Here is a 21,442-nt window from a genome sequence, read left to right as displayed (position 1 = left end):
TTTATTTAAATACAACACCAAATTTAGCTGCTTCTGCTTTTACACTGGGAATCCATTGTTTTAGATTGGTAATACGAGTTTCATTACTAGGGTGCGTACTCATAAATTCAGGCGGTGCTTGTCCTCCCGCTTTGGCAGACATACGTTCCCACACATATACTGCGTTTTCAGGATTATAACCTGCAATAGCCATAAGTAATAATCCTATTTGATCTGCTTCTGATTCATGAGCTCTACTAAAAGGTAACATTCCTCCTACTTGAGAAGCTAATCCATAATACTGCATAAACTCAGTTTGTTGTTGTTGAGATTTACCACTAGTAGCAATAGCAACCCCTATAGCTCCAGCTTGTTGTAACAAACCAGCACTCATACGTTGTTGCCCATGATTTGCTAACGCATGTGCTACTTCATGTCCCATAACTGCTGCCATTCCTGCATCATCTTTAGTTATAGGCAAAATACCTGTATAAACTACTATTTTCCCTCCTGGCATACACCAAGCATTTACCTCTTTACTATCTACTAAATTATATTCCCAAGCGTAATTTTTTAAATAAGTTGAATTTCCATTTGCGTTTAACCATCTTTCAGCGGCTGTTTTTATTTTTATTCCAACATTTTCAACGCGTTTTGCATCAGCCGTTCCTTTTATTACTTTATTTTCAGATAAAAACTGATTGTATTGTTGAAAAGCTGTTGGAAAAATTTGACTATCAGGCACTAATGCCATAGTACTTTTTCCTGTAAAAGGATTTTTAGCACATGCTGTTATCAAACATAAAATACTAAATCCGAATACGATTGTTTTTTTCATTACTTATATTTTTAAAAGAGTAAAATTACAATTTTTTTAAAAAGTCATTCTTATAAAACTAGTAGAATTTCATCTATAAAACCCTCTTATTCTTTAAAAAACGAAGGTTATTTCAAGGATTTTTCTTATTTTTTTATTTACTTATGCTAAAAAAATCACTATCTATATATTTCAAACATAGCTATTACGATTAATTTATTTATATTAATTTAGCCTTAAAAAACTATTCTATTTTGAAAAAGAAAAAACAAAAGAGTATTACTGTACCTAAGATGATCATTTATACTGCAAAGGGATTAGCCTTTTTTTCTAAAAGATTAACAACTAAGTTTTGTATTCGACTATTTACAACTCCTACAAAACATAAAACGCCAAAGAGAGAATGGCATATGGTTCAAAATTCTAAAAAGGAACCTCTTTTTATTCCTAAAATAAACAAACAAATAGAAGTTTATCATTATGGAGATGGTACAAAAAAAGTTTTATTAGTTCATGGTTGGTCAGGAAGAGGTACTCAACTTTTTAAAATTGCTGATGAATTATTAAAGCTTGGGTATTCTACAATTAGTTATGACGCACCAGGACATGGAAGGTCTAAATCTAGCCCTACTTTAATCACTGAATTTATAGCTTGCAATTTTGAATTAGAAAAACAATTTGGTCCATTTGAATATGCTATTGGCCATTCTTTAGGAGGTATGTCTTTACTTAATTCGGTAAAAAGAGGATTACAAGTAAAAAAAATAGTCACAATTGGGGCTGCCGATAGAATTATTGACGTTTTATATTCTTTTATCAAACAATTGCATTTACGACCAGAAATTGCAGAACTAATGAAAGAAAAATTTGAAGCTAATTTTGGGGAATCTATTGATAATTATGATGCTGCAAATGCAGCAAAAGATGTTAAGATTCCTACCTTAGTCATCCATGATAAAGATGATCATGAAGTTCCTTTAATTTGTGGAAAAAATATTTATAGAGAACTATCTAATGGAACTTTTATTGAAACTGAAAAGTTAGGTCATAGAAAAATACTAGGAAATGATGATGTAATAAAGGCTAGCATTCAATTTTTAAACTAGACATTTTCTTTTTAACATAATATTTTTTAGAACAAAAAATTAAATATAAAATCAACAAATAGATATCTTTTCTTTAAAATAGGTTCTTATTTTAAAGTAAGAACCAAGCTTAATATTACAATAGAAATTTTTCTAATTGAATTTATTCTATAAAAATTCAGTGTTTTTTATTGATTCTTATTAAAAACAAGAGAAAATAAAATTTTTATAAAAGTATAAAAAATCAGTTATCATTTAGCTAAAAAAAATCATACAACAATATGATTTACTAGAATTTATAATGACAAAATACTGATTTTTTTATACTTTTAAAATAGTTTTTCTTTATGAATAAATCTTGTACAAGATTTATTCATAAATTTTAGCATAAAGATCTTTATATTTTTCTAAAACTACTTTTCGCTTTAATTTTAGAGTTGGAGTAAGTTGCCCTCCATCTATTGACCAAACATCGGATGTTAGTTCGAACTTCTTAACTTGCTCCCAATTTCCAAATTTAGCATTAAAATGATTTATCTCCTGATAAATCCTCTTAATAACTTCTTGATTTTGAATAAGCTCTTCATTTGTAGTACCAATATTCACATGATGAATATGAGCCCATTCTCTTATAAATTCAAAAGCAGGTTGTATAATAGCAGCAGGCATTTTTTGTCCTTCTCCAATGACCATTATTTGTTCTATAAATCGAGATTGTTTGAATGTATTTTCTAGGATTTGAGGAGCTACATACTTCCCTCCTGAAGTTTTAAACATTTCTTTTTTACGATCAGTTATGCGTAAAAAGCCATCTTTATCAAATTCTCCAATATCTCCTGTATGAAAATATCCATTTTTAATAACTTCATCAGTCTGTGCTTGATCTTTATAATACCCCATCATTAGATTGGGACCTCTGAAAAGAATTTCACCATCTTCAGCTATTTTGACTTCTACATTTTTTATTGGTTTACCTACGGCTCCTATACGAAATAAGCCATTACGCATATCATTTACACTTATAACTGGAGATGTTTCTGTTAAACCGTAACCTTCCATTACAGGCATTCCAGCAGCTGAAAATACACGTGTTAATCGAGTTTGTAATGCAGCACTACCAGAAACCATTAGCTTAACGTTTCCTCCTAAAGCTTCTTGCCATTTACTGAATATTAATTTACGAGCAATTTTTAATTGAAATTCATACCACCATCCGTTTTGACCATATGGTTGGTATTTTAAACCTAGCTCAACAGCCCAGAAGAAGATTTTCTTTTTAAGACCTGTTAACTCTGTTCCTTTAGCATAAATTTTATCATATACTTTTTCTAATAATCTAGGAACAACGGTAAACACATCTGGCTGAACTTCTTTAAAATTATCTGAGATTTTATCAATCGATTCAGCAAAATAAATTGAAATAGAATAATATTGATAAATATATAGAATAACTCTCTCAAAGATATGACAAATAGGTAGAAAACTCATAGCCTTTGCTTTACCAGCTACTAATGGTATCCTATCCGAACTATTTAAAACATTGGATACAATATTATTATGAGATAACATGACTCCTTTAGGTTTACCTGTAGTACCTGATGTATAAATAATAGTTGCTAAATCACTTGGCTTGACATTATTTTTACGCTCTTCAACTAAGTTTTGTGTACTTGTATCTTTTCCTATAACCAATAAATCAGCCCAATTTTTTTCATCTGAAATTTCATCAAAAGTAAAAACTCCAACCAAGCTAGTTACATTGGCTTTTATTGAATTTAGTTTTTTCAGAACTTCTTTATCAGATACGAAACAATACTTGGATTCTGAATGATTTAAAATATATTCGTAATCTTGCTCCGATATAGTTGGGTAAATAGGAACTGTTTGAGCTCCAATTTGCAACACTCCTATATCCATAATATTCCATTCTGTTCTGTTATTGGATGATATAATTGCTATTTTATCATCTTTTTGCACCCCCATGGCAATAAGTGCTCTCGAAACGGCATTTGCTTTATCTAAATATTCTTGGGTAGACGTTTTAACCCATTTTCCATTATATTTTGTAACCAGCGCATCTGGTAAGTTGTTCTGTTCTAGCTGATAATAAGGAAAATCAAATAATCTTGTAATGTTCGTCATTATTAAATGTGGGTAAAGTTATAGTGCAAATTAAATAAATTTAACTTAAAATACAATTTTTATTTATTTTTTAAAACTATTTGATAAATAATTTACACAAAAAAACATTTTTGTTTGAATAAAAAAATTATTTTATAAAATATAGTATTCATTTTTTTACTTTTCAATACTCTATTTAATTTTTTTCTAACAGTTAATAATTGCATAGAAATAAAATCGGCAGAATAAAAGTATTGGCGAAAATTACAAAAACTGAATTAGATAATTTTTAAAATGTAATTGAATAATTTTATTAAAATTAAAATTGACTTAGAGAGTAACTATAATTAACAAACAGAATATATAAAAAAATAAGCCCAATAAATGGGCTTATTTTTAAGTATCTTTTTAGGTTGAGAACCTTATTTTATATACAAATAATTATCCTAATACTTCTTTTACTTTTTTACCAATTTCAGCTGGTGAATCTACTACGTGAATACCATTTTCTCTCATGATACGTTTCTTAGCTTCAGCTGTGTCATCAGCACCGCCTACAATAGCACCTGCATGCCCCATTGTACGTCCCTTTGGAGCTGTTTCTCCTGCAATAAATCCAACAACTGGCTTACGATTACCATCTGCTTTAATCCATTTGGCAGCGTCAGCTTCTAATTGTCCTCCAATTTCACCAATCATAATAATACAATGAGTTTCAGGATCATTCATTAATAACTCAACTGCTTCTTTTGTAGTCGTACCAATGATAGGATCACCACCAATACCAATAGCTGTAGTAATTCCAAATCCTTGACGAACAACTTGGTCAGCTGCTTCATAAGTAAGAGTACCTGACTTAGACACAATACCAATATTTCCCTTTTTGAAAACAAAACCTGGCATAATACCTACTTTTGCTTCCTCTGGAGTAATTACACCTGGACAGTTAGGTCCTACTAACCTACAACCTCTTCCTTTGATGTAATCATATGCTTTAATCATATCAGCCACTGGAATACCTTCAGTAATACAGATAATAACTTTAATACCTGCATCAGCTGCTTCCATAATAGCATCCGCCGCAAATGCTGGCGGTACAAAAATAATAGATGTATCTGCACCTGCTTGATCTACTGCATCTTTAACAGTATTAAATACAGGACGATCTAAATGTGTAGAACCTCCTTTACCAGGAGTAACTCCTCCTACTACGTTAGTTCCGTACTCTATCATTTGCGAAGCATGGAAAGTACCTTCACTTCCTGTAAAACCTTGTACGATTATTTTTGAATCTTTATTTACTAAAACACTCATAATATGTGTATTGTTTGTTATAAAATATATGACGCAAAAGTAAACCTTTTACTCTTACTTTAAAATTATTTTTGAAAAGAATATATCTTTTATGTCGTATTAATCTCTTTACGGTAGAGTGAATCATACAAAAAGAGGACTAAAACTAACCTTTATCTTTTTAATAAAATTAGACTTTTAATATTTTATATATTCAATCTAATTTTATACTTATTTATTCGTCGTTTTGATTAAGCTTACTAAGTATTTCTGGTATTTTTTTAAGATTTGCTAATTGTTTTAGTTTTTCTCGTGATTCTTCTACTGGTGTACCAAAGTAAACTTTTGATCCTTCCAGTGATTTTGTAACACCAGTTTGCCCCATTACCACTGCTTTACTTCCTATCTTTATACTACTTGTAATTCCTACTTGACCCCACAATGTAACTTCATCTTCTATAACAACACAACCTGCAATACCTGTTTGTGAAGCGATTAAACATCTTTTACCTATTATGGTATCATGTCCTACATGTACTTGATTATCTATTTTTGTACCTTCTCCTATAGTAGTATCACCTGTAACTCCTTTATCAATTGTACATAATGCTCCGATACCTACATTATCTTCAAGCACAACTCTTCCTCCTGATAATAATTGATCAAATCCTTCTGGTCTTTTTTTATAATAAAATGCGTCTGCTCCAATAATGGTTCCTGAATGAATAATAACGTTATCTCCAATAACGGTATGATCATAAATAGATACATTAGAGTGAATTAGGCAATTCGAACCTATTTTTACATTATTTCCAATAAAACAGTTAGGTTGTATTATAGTATTTTCTCCTATCTGAGCAGTCGAGGACACAGAGGTATTAGATGCTTGAAATGGTTTAAAATATTGGGTAAGAAAATTAAAATCTCTAAAAGGGTCTTCTGAAATTAACAATGCTTTTCCTTCAGGACAATCTACTTCTTTATTTATTAAAATAATTGTAGCTGCAGATTGTAGAGCTTTATCATAATATTTAGGATGGTCTACAAAAACAATATCGCCTGATTGAACCACATGTATTTCATTCATTCCTAAAACAGGAAAATTAGCGTCTCCTATAAATTTACAATTTATAATAGACGCTATTTCCTTTAAACTATATTGTCTAAGAAACCTCATTATTCCTTAACACGCTCCATATAAGCGCCTGTTGCTGTATCTATTTTAATTTTATCTCCTTCATTAATAAATAAAGGTACATTAACTTGTGCTCCTGTTTCTACAGTAGCGGGCTTTGTCGCATTAGTCGCTGTATTTCCTTTCACCCCTGGTTCTGCATAAGTTACTTCTAAAACTACTGAAGCTGGCATATCTACAGATAAAGGCATTTCTGTTTCTGTATTAATTTGTACCATTACATTCGTGCCTTCTTTTAATAAATCAGGAGCATCTAAAATATCTTTATTTAAAGTTATTTGCTCAAAGGTTTCTTGATTCATAAAATGAAATTCTGATCCTTCGTTGTATAAGTATTGATAAGTATGTGTTTCAACTCTTACTACATCAATTTTATGACCTGCTGAGAAAGTATTGTCCAATACTTTTCCTGATGTCAATGATTTTAACTTGGTTCTAACGAAAGCAGGTCCTTTCCCTGGTTTAACATGTAAAAATTCAACGATTTTAAAAATATCGTGATTATACTTAATACACAATCCGTTTCTAATGTCTGCCGTACTTGCCATTTCTATTTTACTATTTTTTTTTAAATATTTCCTGTATAACCTTTCATAATTCCTCTTGATGAATTTCTAATAAAATCAAGAATTTCATCGCGCTCGGGAGTAGCTGTCATTTCTGCTTCAATGATTGCTAATGCTTGAGTTGTATTATAGTTTTTTTGATATAAAATTCTGTATATATCTTGAATCTCTCTAATTTTTTCAGTAGAAAAACCTCTTCTTCTGAGTCCTACTGAATTAATTCCTACATAAGATAATGGCTCTTTAGCTGCTTTTGTATAAGGAGGTACGTCTTTACGAACCAATGATCCTCCTGATATCATAGCGTGATCTCCAATAGATATAAATTGATGAACTGCTGCTAATCCTCCAATTACTGCGTAGTCTCCAACTGTAACGTGACCTGCTAATGCTACACCATTTACAATAATAGCATTATTTCCTATATGACAATCATGAGCAACATGTGCTGTGGCCATAATTAAACAGTTACTACCTATTATTGTCTGACCGGACGCTAGTGTTCCTCTGTTAATGGTAACACATTCTCTAATGGTAGTATTATCACCTATAACAGCCAAGGAATCTTCGCCTCCAAATTTTAGATCTTGCGGAACAGCTGATATAACGGCTCCAGGAAAAATGTTACAATTTTTACCTATACGAGCTCCTTCCATAATCGTTACATTTGAACCTATCCAAGTTCCTTCTCCTATTACCACATTATTATGTATCGTTGTAAAAGGCTCAATTACAACATTTTTGCAATTTTAGCCCCTGGATGTACATATGCTAATGGTTGATTCATTTCTAATTTATTATACGTTTAAACTAGTTAGTGTTTTATATTTTAAACACTATACCTTTATTGGTTTTTAACAATTTGAGCCATTAATTCGGCTTCTGCTACTAATTTACCATTAGCAAATGCGTATCCCTGCATATGACAAATACCTCTTCTTATTGGAGATAATAATTCTAGCTTAAAGATTAAAGTATCACCTGGTAAAACTTTATGTTTAAACTTAACATTATCAATTTTCATAAAATAAGTTAAGTAATTTTCAGGATCAGGAACTGTACTTAAAATTAATATTCCTCCTGTTTGGGCCATTGCTTCAACTATTAAAACACCAGGCATTACAGGAGCTCCTGGAAAATGTCCAATGAAGAAATCTTCGTTCATAGTTACATTTTTCAAACCTACCACTTGAGTATCAGTCATGCTCAAAATTCTATCTACTAATAAAAATGGCGGTCTGTGCGGGAGCATAGACATTATTTTATGAATATCCATCAAAGGTTCTTTATTTAAATCATAAACGGGAACATTGTTACGTTGTTCATTTTTTATGATTTTAGCTATTTTTTTAGCAAACTGGGTATTTACAAAATGTCCAGGCTTATTAGCTATAATTTTACCTTTAATTTTAGTGCCTATTAATGCTAAATCTCCTACAACATCTAATAATTTATGACGAGCTGCTTCGTTTGGATAATGTAAGGTTAGATTATCAAGTACTCCATTTGGTGTAATTGAAATTTCATCTTTCCCAAAAGCGACTCTTAATTTTTCCATTGTTTCGTTTGACAATTCTTTATCAACATAAACAATAGCATTGTTAAGATCTCCTCCTTTTATCAAACCATGTTCTAAAAGCATTTCTAGCTCATGTAAAAAACTAAAAGTTCTACAAGAAGCTATTTCTGATTTAAATTCAGAAATACTTTTCATTGAAGCATTCTGAGTACCTAATACTTTTGTTCCAAAATCTACCATTGTAGTAACAGAATATTCATCTGATGGAATAACGGTAATCTCACTACCTGTTGCTTCATCTAAATAGGAAATAACTTCTTTTACTACATATACTTCTCGTTCTGCATCTTGATCTATTAATCCTACTTTTTCGATAGCTTCGACAAAATGTTTGGAAGAACCGTCCATTATAGGTAATTCTGACGCATCTAATTCTATAATTATGTTATCTAAATCACATCCTACTAGTGCTGCCAAAACATGTTCAGGAGTTTGAATCATAACTCCTAACTTTTCTAAATTTGTACCTCTTTGTGTATTAACAACATAATTTGCATCTGCTTCAATAATAGGTTGTCCTTCTAAATCAACACGTATAAAAGTAAAACCATTATTTATGGGAGCGGGCTTAAAAGTCATTGTAACTTCTTTACCTGTATGTAAACCAACTCCTTTTAGTGTAATTTCTGACTGAATGGTCTTTTGTTTAACCATGACTACTACTTCTTTATATTTTTTTTAGTTCTGTTATCTCTGAAACAATTTTGGGTAAGTTTTTGAAATGCACATATGATTTATTAAAATCATTGTAACCTAAAGCAGGACTACCTTGTACTACTTCCCCATCTTTTAAACTTCTACCAATACCTGATTGAGCTTGTATTTTTACGTTATTACCTATAATAATATGCCCTACTATACCTACCTGCCCTCCAATCATGCAGTTTTCTCCAATTTTTGTAGATCCTGCAATTCCTGTTTGAGAGGCGATTACTGTATTTTTACCTATTTCAACGTTGTGAGCTATTTGAATTTGATTATCTAACTTAACCCCTTTACGTATAATTGTAGATCCTAATGTAGCTCTATCTATAGTAGTTGCTGCTCCTATGTCTACATTATCTTCTATAACAACATTTCCTATTTGAGGCACTTTACTATATTCTCCGTTTGCATTAGGAGCAAAACCAAATCCATCTGCACCTATAACTGTACCTGAATGGATTGTACAATTTTTCCCTATTATTGTTTCTGAATAAATTTTTGCTCCAGCAAAAATCATTGTATTATCACCAATAATAACGTTATCTCCTATAAATGAATTGGGAAATATTTTTACATTTTCCCCTATAATTACATTTTCTCCTATATAACTAAAAGCTCCTAAATAGAAATTCCCTCCATATTTAGCACTTTTTGACAGCATAGAAGGTTCTTCTATACCTGTTTTATTATGTTTAATTTGATTATAAAACTCTAATAATTTTGAAAAAGACTTATATGCGTCTTCTACTTTAACTAAAGTGGTAGTTAATTTGTTTTCTGGCTCAAAACTTTTATTTACAATTGTTATAGTTGCCTTCGTTTCATATATATAACTTTGGTATTTAGGATTTGCTAAAAACGTTAACGATCCTTCTGTACCTTCTTCTATCTTAGACAGTTTAGAGACTTCAGCACTAGGGTTTCCTACTACTTCGCCTTCTAATATTCCTGCAATTTGTTCTGCTGTAAACTTCATAATTCTTGCAAAAGTATAAATTTTTACGGAAATCTTAACTTTTATTTAGTTGTTTTGGATAACACAAATAATATTTGGTAACTTGTTTTGATAAAGCTTTTAATGATAATTGATCTGACAAAACTGCTACATCTTCTAGTGTTCCATCTTTTTGAGTATTCTGATAGGTTCCGCTATTTTGCTATAGGCCTGATTTTTTATTTTACCTTTGAATACAAAATATTTTGATTCTACAGATGATATATTTTTTAATTGGGCAAAATCTTCTACTAGTTGATTTATTTCTTCAGAAGAAAATTTTTCTTCTCCCATTTTTATTTTTAGTAGATCTCTATTTATTATAATTCTACTTAACTCGCTAAGGGTATAGTCCTGATGGTATTGCCAATTTTTAATTGCTCCTACTACATCTGTATCATCTAATTTTGAAAATTCATCTAATATAAAATCATCAAATTTTTCAAAATAAATTTTATTTTTAATAAAAAAGTACAAAGGTTTACTACATTCTACTTCAATTCCTTTTTGATATAACTCTTTAGCTCTTTTTAATATTCGTGTTAGAATTTCTTCTGCTACTAAACTGGTTTTATGTAAATATACTTGCCAATACATTAATCTACGAGCCATTAAAAATTTTTCGACAGAATAAATCCCTTTTTCTTCTATTACTAAAACATCGTCTACAACATTCATCATCTGGATTAACCTATCAGAATTAATCTTTCCTTCTTCAACTCCACTATAAAAGCTATCTCTTTTCAAATAGTCCATACGATCCATATCTAATTGACTTGAAATAAGTTGAAGCATAAATTTCCGATGATACTCTCCTTTAAAAATCTGAATCGCTAAAGTTAATTTCCCATCAAATTCTTTATTTAATTTATTCATAAATAAAAGAGAAATTTCTTCATGATGAACATCTTCTACTATACTGTGTTCCATGGCATGTGAAAAGGGACCATGCCCTATATCATGTAACAATATGGCAATATAGAGTGCATTTTCTTCTTCTTCTGAAATGATAACATTTTTAAATCGAAGCACACTAACTGCTTTTTGCATTATATGCAAGCATCCTAATGCGTGATGAAAGCGTGTATGATTGGCTCCTGGATAAACTAGATATGACATACCCATTTGCGTTATCCTTCTTAAACGTTGAAAATAAGGATGTTGTATTAAATCATAAATAAAAGGATTTGGGATGGTTATAAAACCATATATAGGATCGTTAAATATCTTAAGTTTGTTTGTATTACTCACAAATGTAGATTTAGTCTAACAAAGATAAAAAAACCTGACAGTTAACAAAAACTATCAGGTTTTAAATTCTAAGTTAATATTATTGTATTACCATATTATGATTCTATCTTTTTAGGAATAAACATCTTACCTCTATTTGTAATTTTAAAAGTATCATAAAAAGAATCTATGTTACTAAGTGGACCATTAATTCTATAACGTGCTGGTGAGTGAACATCTTCTATTAATTGTTGCGCTAATGCTTCTGGTTTTATATTAACCATCCAAGCATAGCCATAAGCTAGGAAGAAACGCTCATTAGGGGTTAAACCCGCTATTTTTTGATTTTTTCTAAATTGTTCTGTTCTTTTAAATGCTTCATACCCCATAACCACACCTCCTAAATCAGCTATATTTTCTCCTTGGGTTGCTTCTCCATTTACAAATTTATGGGGTAATGCTTCGTATTTATTATATTGTTTTACAATAGCTTTTGTTTTAGCTTTAAATTTCTTCAAGTCTTCTGGAGTCCACCAATTATTTAGATTTCCTTTTTCATCATATTGACTTCCTTGATCATCAAAACCATGTGTTATTTCGTGTCCAAAAGTAGAACCTCCTATAATACCATATAGGACCGCATCATCTGGCATATATCCTTGAAAACCAGGAACAATTATATTACAAGCAGGAACACATATTTCATTATTGCTTGGATTATAATAAGCATTATAGGTTTGCGGATACATCCCCCATTCAGTACGATCCACTTGTTTCCCATATTTTGAGGCCATTTCATTGTAAGCCCATTGATTAACAGCCATTATATTTACCAAATAATGTGTTTTATCAATTACTATAGAAGACAAATCTTTCCATTTATCTGGATAACCAACTTTCATAACTATTTTTGAAAGTTTAAAAAGTGCTTTTTTCTTAGTTTCTGCACCCATCCAATCTATTTTTTTATTCTATCAGCATACACCTCCCTAATAGCATTACCTATTTCTAATAATTTTTCTTTTGTTCCTTTAGGTAAATATTCTTCTACATATACCTGTCCTATTAGCTCTCCTAGTGATTCATCTGTTTGTTCTACTACACGTTTCCATCTTGGCTTTTGCTCTTTAACACCACTCATAATGGTTGAATAGAAATGAAAATGTTCTTTTTCAATACGATCATTTAAATAGGTAGCATATGAATTTACTAAATTCCACTTTAAATATATTTTCCATTCTTCAATTGTATATTTTTTTGCAATAGTATTAAGTGCTTTATAAAACTCTGGTTGTCCAACAATAACAGAATCAGCTTTTTTAATTTTTAATTGTCCTAAAATTTTATCAATCATTAGATTAGGCACTAATTCTTTAAACTTACCTAAAGCCATTTTATTATAATTAGCTATAGGATCTCTAAGAGCTTCTAGTCTTCTTGAGTTTTTAGCTAGCTCTAATTCAAGTCTCATAACTATCTGAGCATTATTTAAAGCTGTTTTTTTATCTCCAATTAATACAAACATTTTTTCCAAATGTTTTTCATACGCTTTACGTATTTCTACCGTTTCCTTGTCTGTATTAAAATAATAATCTCTATTTCTCATCCCCAAACCTCCTTGATTAAAAAAAAGCGCATATTTAGCACTATTTTTATCATCTTGCGCTACATAAAAACTAAAAGCGGGATCTGCTCCTATGGTGTGCATATAAGCAGTTTGTTCTACTAATGAGGGTAAATCTTTTATGTTTTGTATTTTAAGAAATTCTTTTTCAGAGGATCTATACCTAACTTATTTATGGTTAAAGTATCCATCCCAGATGCGTAAAAATCACCTATTTTTTGCTTATTACTACCTTTTTCAGCATCTTCTACAGCTGATTTTTCACAAATCTTTTTGATTTGATTATTAATAGTATCTTGAATTGTTCTAAAAATTCCATTACTTCTTTCTGATGCTGGAATTGGATTTTTTTAAACCAACTACCATTAGCATACTGAAAAAAATCATCTGATAAATTAGCCGTAGTATCCCTATTTGTTACTAAAACATCGGGAGCATTGTGATTTTTCACTTCTTTTTTACAACTTCCTGCAAGAACTAAAATACTGAATAGTAAAATAGATAGTTTATTCATTTTCATTTTATTTCTAATATGTTTAGGGATCAAATATATTTTAAATGTAAAAAAATACTATTTTTTATACTATTTTTAAGAAACGATAGTTTTTAATATAGTAAATTGCATTTATTCTGCAGTTAGAAAATCAAATAATTATTATATAATACAAAAAAGCAAACCATGAAAATACTTTGGGTTGATGACGAAATAAGCTTACTAAAACCACATATTTTATTTTTAGAAAAGAAAAATTACCAAGTTACAACTTGTAATAATGGAAGAGATGCTTTAGATCTTTTTCAAGAAGAAAATTTCGACATTATTTTCTTAGACGAGAATATGCCTGGAATGACAGGGCTTGAGGTTTTAGCTGAAATGAAAGAGAAAAAACAAGCTATTCCTATTATCATGATCACTAAAAGTGAAGAAGAGTACTTAATGGAAGAGGCTATTGGTTCTAAAATTGCTGATTATTTAATAAAACCTGTTAATCCTAATCAAATTCTTTTAAGCTTAAAAAAGAATTTAGATCATTCACGTTTGATTTCTGAAAAAACGACATTAGATTATCAAAAAGAATTCCGTAAAATAGCCATGGATATGGCAATGGTAAATACCTACGAAGAATGGGTAGATCTATACAAAAACTTATGTTCTGGGAAATGGAACTAGAAAATATTGATGATCAAAATATGTTTCAAATTTTAGAATCCCAAAAAGTAGAGGCTAATTCTCAATTTGGAAAATTCATCGAAAAAAATTATGAAAATTGGTTTACACAAACCAACGATCGTCCTATCCTTTCGCACGAAGTATTTAGAAAATTAGTCATTCCTGAATTAAGAAAAGAAGAAAATGTACTTTTTGTAGTAATTGATAATTTACGCTATGATCAATGGAAGGCTTTTGAAACTGTTGTAGGAAATCATTACAAATTAGAAACAGAAACTCCTTATTTTGCATTACTTCCTACTGCAACCCAATATGCTCGAAATGCTCTTTTTTCAGGTTTATTACCTCTGGAAATGGAAAAAATGTATCCACAATATTGGAAAAATGATGTAGATGAAGGAGGGAAAAATTTATTTGAAGCTGAATTTTTAGCCGAGCAACTGAAACGCCTTCGACTAAATATATCACATGAATATTTTAAAGTTACAAATTTTACGAATGGAAAAAAACTAGCTGAAAATTTCAAAGGATTAAAAGATAAAAAACTAGTTGCTATAGTATACAATTTTGTAGATATGTTGTCACATGCAAAAACAGATATGGATGTAGTAAAAGAACTAGCCTCTGACGATAAAGCTTATCGCTCATTAACTTTGAGTTGGTTTAAAAATTCACCTTTATTAGAAATTATTCAACAAGCACAACGTCTTGGCTTTAAGTTAATACTCACAACGGATCACGGCACTATTAATGTTAAAAACCCTTCACAGGTTATTGGCGATAAAAACACGAGTCTAAATTTACGCTACAAAACGGGAAGAAGTCTTACTTATGAAGCTAAAGATGTTTATGCAATTAAAGACCCTAAAAAAATAGGGCTACCTGCTATTAACATGACAAGCTCTTTTATCTTTGCAAAAAATGATCACTTTTTAGCTTATATTAATAATTATAACCATTATGCCAGCTATTACAGAAACACTTATCAACATGGAGGAATTTCTTTGGAAGAAATGATTGTTCCTTTTTAGTATTTAGCCCTAAAAAATAAAAAAGGTATAGTTGTTTTAGAATATGTTTTTATTTCATGCAAAATGATTTATGAACTTTTTCTGAATTCAAAGACTTATAATTATTTTTACAATTTGAAATCTAAAATAATGAAATTTGAATACTCCTTAGAAAATATAGAAAACATAGCAACTCAGGTTTTAGCAACTAATCCTGAAAAGATTATTCTTTTTAATGGCGAAATGGGTGCTGGAAAAACCACCTTTATTAAAACTTTGTGCAAAGTACTGGGTGTAAAAGATGCAACCAGCAGCCCTACTTTTAGTTTAGTAAATGAATATGAAGCTAATAATAATCAAATTATATATCATTTTGATGTGTATCGCCTAAAATCACAAACGGAAGCTTTGGATATGGGAATAGATGAATACCTTTATTCTGGACATTGGTGTTTTATCGAATGGGCTGAAAAAATCTCAGATTTAATCCCTGAAAACCATACCGTTGTTAATATATCCACATTAGAAGATGGAAAACGTTTACTTGAATTAAATTATTAATCTTCGTTATGCGCTAAAATTAAGGATTCATTTACCTTACAAACAAAAAATCAAGGTATATAACCTTAGAAAAGGAAGAAGAATTATAAGTTTAAAGCTTTTTTATTTAAATATCAATCTAAAAATAAAACAAAGCTCTACTTTGTTACCATTAAGATTTTTTCGTAATTTGTAGCTTTATAAAATATCATCATGGCGATTACTCCTTTTAGTAAAAAGAGTTACTTCCACAAGAAGAAAAATTGGAAGTAACTAAACACAAAAGCGAACTCTTTATTGGTATTCCTAAAGAAACCGCTTTTCAAGAGCGACGTATTTGTTTAACACCTGATGCTGTCAATGCAATCGTTAGTCATGGTCATAGAGTCTTAATTGAAGCAGGAGCTGGAAAAAATGCTAGTTATAGCGATAAGGATTATAGTGATGCAGGAGCTGAAATTACAAACGATACGAAAAAAGTTTTTGCTTGTCCTATGATCCTAAAAGTAGAACCTCCTACTCAGGAAGAAATTGAAATGATGAAATCACAAACAATTCTCATTTCAGCATTACAAATAAAAACTCGCAAAAAGAATACTTCGCTTCTCTTAAAAAAAAGAAAATAACTGCTCTTGCCTTTGAGTATTTAAAAGATGATGATAATTCTTTTCCTGCTGTTAAATCTTTAAGTGAAATTGCAGGAACCGCCTCTGTATTAATAGCTGCAGAATTAATGACTTGTAATAAAGGGGGCAATGGGTTATTATTTGGGAACATTACAGGTGTAAGACCTACTGAAGTAATCATTTTAGGTGCTGGTACTGTAGCAGAATATGCTGTTAAAACAGCTATTGGATTAGGTGCTTCTGTAAAAGTATTTGATAATTCAATTACAAAATTAAGACGATTACAAAATAATTTACAATACCGTATTTTTACTTCAACTATACAGAATAAAACATTACTCAAATCACTAAGAAGATGTGACGTAGCTATAGGAGCAATGCGTGGCAAGCACAGAACACCTGTTGTTGTAACTGAAGATATGGTAAGCCATATGAAAAAAGGTTCTGTCATAGTAGATGTAAGTATAGATACTGGCGGCTGTTTTGAAACTTCTGAAATTACTACGCATGAGAACCCCACGTTTCTAAAACATGGTGTAACCCATTATTGTGTTCCTAACATACCTTCACGCTATGCTAAAACAGCTTCTCTCTCTATTAGCAATATCATAACCCCTTATCTTCTACAAATTGCAGATGACGGAGGAATAGAAAGTGCTATACGTTGTGATGCTGGTTTAAAAAATGGTGTTTATTTTTATCATGGGATTTTAAGTAATAAAACTATAGGAGAATGGTTTAGCTTAACTTATAGAGATATTAACTTGATCGTATTTTAATCCATAAGATTTACTATTTTTGCAAAAAAAAATTAAATGAGCACATTTACATATCGCTTAGCTTATTATTTATTTGGTGTTTTAGGAGGCAGTATTGTTTTATTTTTTGTTTTAAATCAAAAGAAAACAAGTTGTAGTTATTTTCCTAATGATCGAGTTTTAAATAATTTACGTTCAAAACCTTTTCACTATTCAAAAGAAGCTTCAAAAATTTTAAATGAAAATTGGGTTGATACTACTGATATTAAAAACACTTTAACTTATGGCGATGTTGACTTTGACAGAAGTAATATCAGAACTAAATCAGGAGGTAAACGCTATATCATTGAAGGTTTTACTACACATAAGCAAGCAATTGAATTAGAAATAGAAAACTTTGAAGATAAGGCTATTTTAAAAAATATTATTAAAACTAAATAAAAAAAGGCTATCCAAAAAAATTAGATTGAGGAACAACTAACCTTAAGGTTTTGTATTAAAAGTAAAACTACATAATATACTCTACCAAGAGCAAACATGAGAAAACAATATAGTATGCTTTTTCTTTTTGGATAGTCTTTATTAATTTTCAAATCTCACTTTCGATTGGTCAGGATCTTGATATTATTATATAATTAAAGTATTAATTTCTTCTTTTCTAAAATTATTACTTTTAACCAATTAATAATTATACTTTTGTTTAAAAAAGTTTTTTTTAAATTATTTTTCTCTCTAAAACAAAATCATCCATTAAATAACCACCACCTATAGAAATCACTTCATCTCCAATGGATTGAAAGCCTAGCTTGTTATAAAAGTAAAGTGCTTTATTATACTTATTAACATTTAAGTAGAGATATAAATTTCCTGATTTTTTAGCCCTATCAATAATTTCATTCAACAAAAAACGTCCCACTCCTTTTCCTTGTAAATTTGGAAGTATATAAATTTTATGCAGTTTTGTCTTTTGGGGCTTCGCATCTATTTCATAAGATGCAAAACCTAAAAGTTGCTGATCATCTTTTATCAATAAAAATTTTTGTTTTTTATTCATTTGTAACAACAAAGCTTCTTCAGAATAAATCAAATTCAACATATAAGTAATCTGCTCTGTACTTAGAATTTTACCATAAGCATCAGGCCAAATAGTGTAAGCTAAACTTATTATATCCTTAATATCTTTTTCTTTTGCTTCAATAATTTCCATTTTACTTTACTATAAAAAACAATAAAAACTGTCTAAAAGCTTACTAAATTTTGATTCATAATAAGTAAAACTTTATCATTTTTCTTTAACAAGAAAATAGCTTATTTTAAGTTTTTTATTATATCTAAATAACATTCAGTATTAAACTTCTAGACAGCTTCTTAATTTTGATTTATTTTTTTTCTATTTTAAATTCACGAGCTAGCAATGTATTCTTTAATAACATTGCAATAGTCATAGGACCTACACCACCTGGAACTGGTGTAATATATGATGCCTTTTTCGAAACATTTTCAAAATCTACATCTCCTTTAATAACATATCCTTTTGGACTCATTTCATCTGGTACTCTTGTAATTCCCACATCTATGATTACTGCATCATCTTTTATCATCTCTGCTTTTAAGAAGTCTGGCACTCCTAAAGCTGAAATAATAATATCTGCCTGTGAGGTAATTTGATTAATATTTTTAGTATGGCTATGTGTCAGGGTTACTGTTGAATTTCCTGGAAAACCTTTTCTTCCCATTAAAATACTCATAGGTCTTCCAACAATATGACTACGACCAATAACTACTGTATGTTTTCCTTTTGTTTCTACATTATAACGTTCTAATAATTCTAAAATACCAAAAGGAGTAGCTGGAATAAATGTAGACATATCTAATGCCATTTTCCCAAAGTTTTCAGGATGAAAACCATCTACATCTTTACTAGGGTCAATTGCCATTAATATTTTTTGTGTGTCAATTTGTTCTGGTAATGGTAATTGAACTATAAAACCATCTATTTCAGTATTCTCATTTAATTCTTTAATTTTTTTTAGCAATTCTGTTTCAGAAGTTGTACTAGGCATTTTAATTAGAGTGGATTCAAAACCTACTTTTTCGCATGCTTTTACTTTACTTCCTACATAAGTTAAACTAGCACCATCATTTCCTACAATCAAAGCTGCTAAATGCGGAACTTTTTCTCCCTTTGCTTTCATTGCTTGAACTTGTATTGCTATTTCATTTTTAATGTCTTCAGAAACTTTTTTACCGTCTAAAATTTGCATTACTAATCTTTTTGTGTGTTGTTAAATATTCTGTAGTTTTATTAAATAAAAAAGGCGCGAAAACACGCCCCTTTATATTTTATTTCATCCCTGGAAGACTTCCTTTCATGCCTCCCATCATTTTCATTAATTGTTTACCTCCTGGACCTTGCATCATTTTCATCATTTTACTCATTTGATCAAATTGTTTGAGTAACTGATTTACTTCTTCTATTTTTCTACCGGATCCTTTGGCTATTCTGTTTTTACGTTTTGTATCAATTAACGATGGTTTACTTCTTTCTGCTGGTGTCATAGAATAGATAATGGCTTCAATGTGTTTAAAAGCATCATCTTCAATTTCTACATCTTTTAAGGCTTTATTAGCACCTGGTATCATTCCTACCAAATCTTTCATATTACCCATTTTTTTAACTTGTTGTATTTGAGCTAAGAAATCATCAAAACCAAATTCATTTTTAGCAATTTTACGTTGTAATTTACGTGCTTCTTCTTCATCATACTGAGCTTGAGCACGTTCTACTAATGATACAACGTCTCCCATACCCAAAATACGATCTGCCATACGCTCTGGATAAAACACGTCAATAGCATCCATTTTTTCACCTGTACCAATAAATTTGATTGGTTTATTTACAACTGATTTAATTGATATTGCGGCTCCTCCACGTGTATCTCCATCTAACTTAGTAAGCACTACCCCATCAAAGTCTAAACGATCATTAAACGCTTTCGCTGTATTTACTGCATCTTGACCTGTCATTGAGTCCACTACAAATAAGGTCTCATTAGGAGTAATTGCTTTATGAACATTAGCAATTTCAGTCATCATTTCTTCATCAACTGCCAAACGTCCTGCTGTATCAACTATAACTACGGTAAAACCATTTGATTTAGCATATTTAATTGCATTTTGAGCAATTTCAACTGCATTTTTATTTTCTGGTTCAGAATATACTTCTACCCCAATTTGCTCACCAACCACATGTAACTGATTAATAGCAGCTGGACGATAAATATCACAAGCTACTAATAATGGTTTTTTATTTTTCTTTGTCTTTAAGAAATTGGCTAATTTACCGGAAAAAGTAGTTTTACCTGAACCTTGTAAACCAGACATTAATATAACAGAGAAATTTCCTGATAAATTGATTCCTTGAGCATCACCTCCCATTAATTCTGTTAATTCATCTTTTACGATTTTAACTAGTAATTGTCCTGGTTGTAAGGTGGTTAATACATCTTGTCCTAATGCTTTTTCTTTTACTCTTGTAGTAAAATCTTTAGCAATCTTAAAGTTAACATCAGCATCAAGCAATGCACGACGTACCTCTTTTAAGGTATCTGCAACATTTACTTCTGTAATTTTTCCGTGTCCTTTTAATATATGGAAGGCCTTATCTAACTTCTCTGATAAATTATTAAACATAATTCCTTATTTTTTTAGAAGTTGCAAAGATACTATAATTAAGAATTATCTAAAATTTTTAAAAATAAATTTTAGATGATATTTTTTTATTTAATCAAATATTCTATAAAATATAATAGAAGAACGAAAACATATGATGAATAAATAAATAGTTTTTTTAATTCTTTTTAGTTTCTCATAAAGACATGAAGTATCTAAATTAAAGAGGTAATAACCTTTATTTGATATAAAATGATCATATTTTATATGATTAAAAAATGAAGTAATAAAGTTCCTCTTTATCAAGTTTTCTTTCCCTTAAATTATAATCAACAAAAAGAGGCTGTCCAAAAAGTTAAATCAATGCGTCATTCGTCATTCTGAAGGAAGGAAGTATGACATAATCAATACTATTTTATTTACTTCCTCTATTCAGGCAGAGCTTTTAAGCTCTCCCCATGGTCAAAATAACAAGAT

Annotated in this window: 18 protein-coding genes and 3 pseudogenes; 5 read left to right on the top strand and 16 right to left on the bottom strand. The window is 30.1% G+C overall.

Annotated features, from left to right (window positions below; all coding sequences use genetic code 11):
* Position 1: 1 nt before the first annotated feature.
* Positions 2-817 (bottom strand): M48 family metallopeptidase, encoded by an 816-nt coding sequence (locus tag JJC03_RS11275; protein ID WP_088398135.1) that lies wholly within the window; start codon positions 815-817, stop codon positions 2-4.
* Positions 818-1,050: 233 nt separating this feature from the next.
* Between JJC03_RS11275 and JJC03_RS11270 the strand changes: the two genes are divergently transcribed.
* Positions 1,051-1,902: an alpha/beta fold hydrolase gene (locus JJC03_RS11270; protein WP_088398136.1), complete on the top strand. Its 852-nt coding sequence runs from the start codon at positions 1,051-1,053 to the stop codon at positions 1,900-1,902.
* Positions 1,903-2,250: 348 nt separating this feature from the next.
* Here JJC03_RS11270 and JJC03_RS11265 read toward each other — a convergent pair whose 3' ends face one another.
* The 12 genes and pseudogenes from JJC03_RS11265 to JJC03_RS17950 form a co-directional block, all read right to left on the bottom strand.
* Entirely contained in the window at positions 2,251-4,023 is a 1,773-nt protein-coding gene (locus JJC03_RS11265) for an AMP-dependent synthetase/ligase (RefSeq protein WP_088398716.1), read from the bottom strand.
* A gap of 420 nt (positions 4,024-4,443) precedes the next feature.
* Positions 4,444-5,316 (bottom strand): succinate--CoA ligase subunit alpha, encoded by an 873-nt coding sequence (gene sucD, locus JJC03_RS11260; protein ID WP_088398717.1) that lies wholly within the window; start codon positions 5,314-5,316, stop codon positions 4,444-4,446.
* Positions 5,317-5,530: 214 nt separating this feature from the next.
* Positions 5,531-6,472, bottom strand: coding sequence for a UDP-3-O-(3-hydroxymyristoyl)glucosamine N-acyltransferase (locus JJC03_RS11255; protein WP_088398718.1), 942 nt, complete (start codon positions 6,470-6,472; stop codon positions 5,531-5,533).
* Positions 6,472-7,038, bottom strand: coding sequence for an elongation factor P (gene efp, locus JJC03_RS11250; RefSeq protein WP_088398719.1), 567 nt, complete (start codon positions 7,036-7,038; stop codon positions 6,472-6,474). Before efp ends, JJC03_RS11255 begins: the two co-directional genes overlap by 1 nt.
* Positions 7,039-7,058: 20 nt before the next feature.
* Positions 7,059-7,843: pseudogene (gene lpxA, locus JJC03_RS11245) on the bottom strand (acyl-ACP--UDP-N-acetylglucosamine O-acyltransferase).
* A 57-nt stretch (positions 7,844-7,900) separates the two neighbouring features.
* Entirely contained in the window at positions 7,901-9,289 is a 1,389-nt protein-coding gene (locus JJC03_RS11240) for a bifunctional UDP-3-O-[3-hydroxymyristoyl] N-acetylglucosamine deacetylase/3-hydroxyacyl-ACP dehydratase (protein ID WP_088398721.1), read from the bottom strand.
* Positions 9,290-9,302: 13 nt separating this feature from the next.
* On the bottom strand, positions 9,303-10,316 hold the full coding sequence (lpxD, locus tag JJC03_RS11235; protein WP_235873340.1) for a UDP-3-O-(3-hydroxymyristoyl)glucosamine N-acyltransferase: 1,014 nt from the start codon (positions 10,314-10,316) through the stop codon (positions 9,303-9,305).
* A 135-nt stretch (positions 10,317-10,451) separates the two neighbouring features.
* Positions 10,452-11,585, bottom strand: coding sequence for an HD domain-containing protein (locus JJC03_RS11230; RefSeq protein WP_374226229.1), 1,134 nt, complete (start codon positions 11,583-11,585; stop codon positions 10,452-10,454).
* 95 nt (positions 11,586-11,680) lie between these two features.
* Positions 11,681-12,517, bottom strand: a complete 837-nt coding sequence (locus tag JJC03_RS17965; protein WP_258931856.1) for a M13-type metalloendopeptidase — start codon at positions 12,515-12,517, stop codon at positions 11,681-11,683.
* A 5-nt stretch (positions 12,518-12,522) separates the two neighbouring features.
* The gene (locus JJC03_RS17960) at positions 12,523-13,272 is read right to left on the bottom strand and encodes a M13 family metallopeptidase (protein ID WP_258931855.1); all 750 of its coding nucleotides are present in this window, start codon (positions 13,270-13,272) and stop codon (positions 12,523-12,525) included.
* A 35-nt stretch (positions 13,273-13,307) separates the two neighbouring features.
* Entirely contained in the window at positions 13,308-13,478 is a 171-nt protein-coding gene (locus JJC03_RS17955; protein WP_258932618.1) for a M13 family metallopeptidase, read from the bottom strand.
* On the bottom strand, positions 13,436-13,702 hold the full coding sequence (locus JJC03_RS17950) for a hypothetical protein (RefSeq protein WP_258931852.1): 267 nt from the start codon (positions 13,700-13,702) through the stop codon (positions 13,436-13,438). The genes JJC03_RS17955 and JJC03_RS17950 overlap by 43 nt, the downstream gene beginning before the upstream one ends.
* 165 nt (positions 13,703-13,867) lie before the next feature.
* Here JJC03_RS17950 and porX point away from each other — a divergent pair.
* The 4 genes and pseudogenes from porX (at position 13,868) to JJC03_RS11205 (ending at position 17,734) form a co-directional block, all read left to right on the top strand.
* Positions 13,868-15,410 (top strand): annotated as a pseudogene (gene porX, locus JJC03_RS11220) (T9SS response regulator signal transducer PorX).
* A gap of 109 nt (positions 15,411-15,519) precedes the next feature.
* Complete coding sequence (tsaE, locus tag JJC03_RS11215; RefSeq protein WP_088398726.1) at positions 15,520-15,930, top strand: tRNA (adenosine(37)-N6)-threonylcarbamoyltransferase complex ATPase subunit type 1 TsaE; 411 nt, start codon at positions 15,520-15,522, stop codon at positions 15,928-15,930.
* Between the two features lie 192 nt (positions 15,931-16,122).
* A pseudogene (locus JJC03_RS11210) lies at positions 16,123-17,314 on the top strand (alanine dehydrogenase).
* A gap of 36 nt (positions 17,315-17,350) precedes the next feature.
* Positions 17,351-17,734, top strand: coding sequence for a DUF4258 domain-containing protein (locus JJC03_RS11205; RefSeq protein WP_088445218.1), 384 nt, complete (start codon positions 17,351-17,353; stop codon positions 17,732-17,734).
* Positions 17,735-18,008: 274 nt separating this feature from the next.
* On the opposite strand, the gene JJC03_RS11200 is transcribed toward JJC03_RS11205, so the two are convergent.
* From JJC03_RS11200 to ffh, 3 genes are all read right to left on the bottom strand, one after another.
* On the bottom strand, positions 18,009-18,500 hold the full coding sequence (locus JJC03_RS11200; RefSeq protein ID WP_088398729.1) for a GNAT family N-acetyltransferase: 492 nt from the start codon (positions 18,498-18,500) through the stop codon (positions 18,009-18,011).
* 172 nt (positions 18,501-18,672) lie between these two features.
* On the bottom strand, positions 18,673-19,557 hold the full coding sequence (locus JJC03_RS11195; RefSeq protein ID WP_088398730.1) for a bifunctional 5,10-methylenetetrahydrofolate dehydrogenase/5,10-methenyltetrahydrofolate cyclohydrolase: 885 nt from the start codon (positions 19,555-19,557) through the stop codon (positions 18,673-18,675).
* Between the two features lie 79 nt (positions 19,558-19,636).
* Positions 19,637-20,986: a signal recognition particle protein gene (ffh, locus tag JJC03_RS11190; RefSeq protein ID WP_088398731.1), complete on the bottom strand. Its 1,350-nt coding sequence runs from the start codon at positions 20,984-20,986 to the stop codon at positions 19,637-19,639.
* Positions 20,987-21,442: the final 456 nt, after the last annotated feature.

Source organism: Flavobacterium oreochromis (assembly GCF_019565455.1).
In the GTDB taxonomy this organism is placed as follows: Bacteria; Bacteroidota; Bacteroidia; order Flavobacteriales; family Flavobacteriaceae; genus Flavobacterium; species Flavobacterium oreochromis.
Note: the sequence above shows the minus strand (reverse complement) of the source record. Positions and strands in the feature narration are given on the sequence as shown.